Below are 1,957 nucleotides of genomic sequence, written 5' to 3'. Positions count from 1 at the left end.
GGCCTGATAGTTGCTCTGTCAGGTTATTACCGACACAATAGTAAGTAGCAAAATGAAATTTGATATAAAAGAGCAAGACTTAATCATCAAGCCCTACAACCAAGATGGGCCAATTTATATTCGAGAGCAAAAAGGGCATTTCCAACGTATCCGCCGTTACTTAGGCTGGGTGCTGATGCTGACTTTTATAGCTATTCCGTGGATCCCATATGATGGTCGGCAAGCCGTATTACTTGATGTAGCAAGTCAAAAATTTACCCTGTTTGGATTAACGTTGTTACCGCAAGATTTTATGATCTTAGCCATGTTATTTATGACTGGTGCGTTTGCTTTGTTTTTCGTCACTAACTGGCTAGGTCGTGTTTGGTGTGGTTACACTTGCCCGCAAACAATCTGGATGCTTATGTTCACTTGGGTTGAACACAAAGTTGAAGGTAACCGAAACCAGCGTATTAAACTTGATAAAACAGCTTGGTCAGCAAGTAAATGGCAAAAGAAAATCACTAAACATGCCGCTTGGCTTGTGATCTCTTTACTCACATCAATGTCATTCATGGCTTATTTCATCCCGGCTAAGTCTTTGTACATGAGCCTATTTACCCTAGAAATGTCTGGCATTGTAAGCTTTTGGGTATTCTTATTCGCATTTTGTACGTATGGGAATGCGGGATTCTTGCGTGAAAAAATGTGTACTGTTGCTTGCCCATATTCGCGTTTTCAATCAGTAATGTTTGATAAAGACACCTTGGTGGTCACGTACGATCAAGAGCGAGGAGAATCTCGCGGTGCTCGTAAGCGTAAAGCCGATCCAAAAGAGTTAGGTTTAGGTGACTGCGTAGACTGTAATTTGTGTGTAGAAGTATGTCCAGCTGGTATAGATATTCGTAATGGCTTGCAATATGAATGCATAAACTGTGGTTTATGTATTGATGCCTGTGATAGCACAATGGAAAAGTTCAACTATCAAAAAGGGCTGATCAAGTACGCCTCGGAAAAACAAATGGAAGGTAAAACGACCAACCCATTTAGACTAAAACTTCTTGGTTATGGTGGTTTGACGGCGCTATTTGTCGTTGGGATGGTTGTGTGGATGGCAATGCGCACACCAATCGAGGCCTCTGTAATTCGTGACCGTAATGCACTGTACCGAGTTAATTTTGAAGGCTTGGTAGAGAATCCATATACCTTATCAATCATCAATAAAACGCAGCATAGTTTGAGTTATTCAATTGGTATAAGTGGTATCGAAGAAGCAAGCTTACAATTGCCTGAAACTATCAAAGTTGAAGCAGGTCAGATGAAGCGAGTACCTGTTACTGTGGTTGCTGATGGCTATGACTTAAAGTCAAAAGTAACGCCTATCAGTTTTCACATTCAAGCATTAGAAGATGCCAATATCGCAATTACTAAAGAGACTAAGTTTTACCGAGATTAATCCAACCCCAAAATGAAAATGGCTTGTTTTTAACAAGCCATTTCTGCAAATTCGAGTTTCTTTAGCACATGGGCTTTAGCGCTATCTAAATCATCAAATAAACAGTCCATTATCTGAATTGGTGATTGTGCTTGTGCAATGATGCGTTTCATTTGATTGAGTACAATTGATGAGCTAAACATGTATGCGGTAGCGACACAGTTAGTGCTTTGTAGAGCACGTAACAATTGGATAAACCCGCGTTCGGCCTCAGGAGTAGTAGCAAGTAATTGGGTAGAATGACTAATATAAGCCCACGGCTTTCCAGCTAGATCAGAAATATGCTTTTTTATATCTACTGCAAAGTCATTGACTAAACGTGCGTTAATATTACCAGAAAATTGTCCAATTATAATTGGACCATCAGTGATGATACTGACACTGCCATAGTGATTCTTAAATTCCAATTTGCTTCCCTTTTGAATTAAAAGAGCGCGAATTTTATACAATTCTATGTATGTGTCTAGTTATTTAATATACAAT

2 protein-coding genes are annotated in these 1,957 nt (G+C 39.4%); one reads left to right on the top strand and one right to left on the bottom strand.

Annotated elements, in window-relative coordinates:
* Window positions 1–52: 52 nt before the first annotated feature.
* Window positions 53–1,435: a cytochrome c oxidase accessory protein CcoG gene (gene ccoG, locus L1D46_RS20480; RefSeq protein ID WP_130051788.1), complete on the top strand. Its 1,383-nt coding sequence runs from the start codon at window positions 53–55 to the stop codon at window positions 1,433–1,435.
* A gap of 29 nt (window positions 1,436–1,464) precedes the next feature.
* Here ccoG and L1D46_RS20475 read toward each other — a convergent pair whose 3' ends face one another.
* Entirely contained in the window at window positions 1,465–1,881 is a 417-nt protein-coding gene (locus L1D46_RS20475; RefSeq protein WP_130051787.1) for a hypothetical protein, read from the bottom strand.
* Window positions 1,882–1,957 lie beyond the last annotated feature (76 nt).

It is taken from the genome of Pseudoalteromonas sp. Isolate3 (genome assembly GCF_022398505.1).
GTDB classification, from domain to species: Bacteria; Pseudomonadota; Gammaproteobacteria; order Enterobacterales; family Alteromonadaceae; genus Pseudoalteromonas; species Pseudoalteromonas apostichopi.
This window is presented reverse-complemented; position numbering and strand designations above follow the sequence as displayed.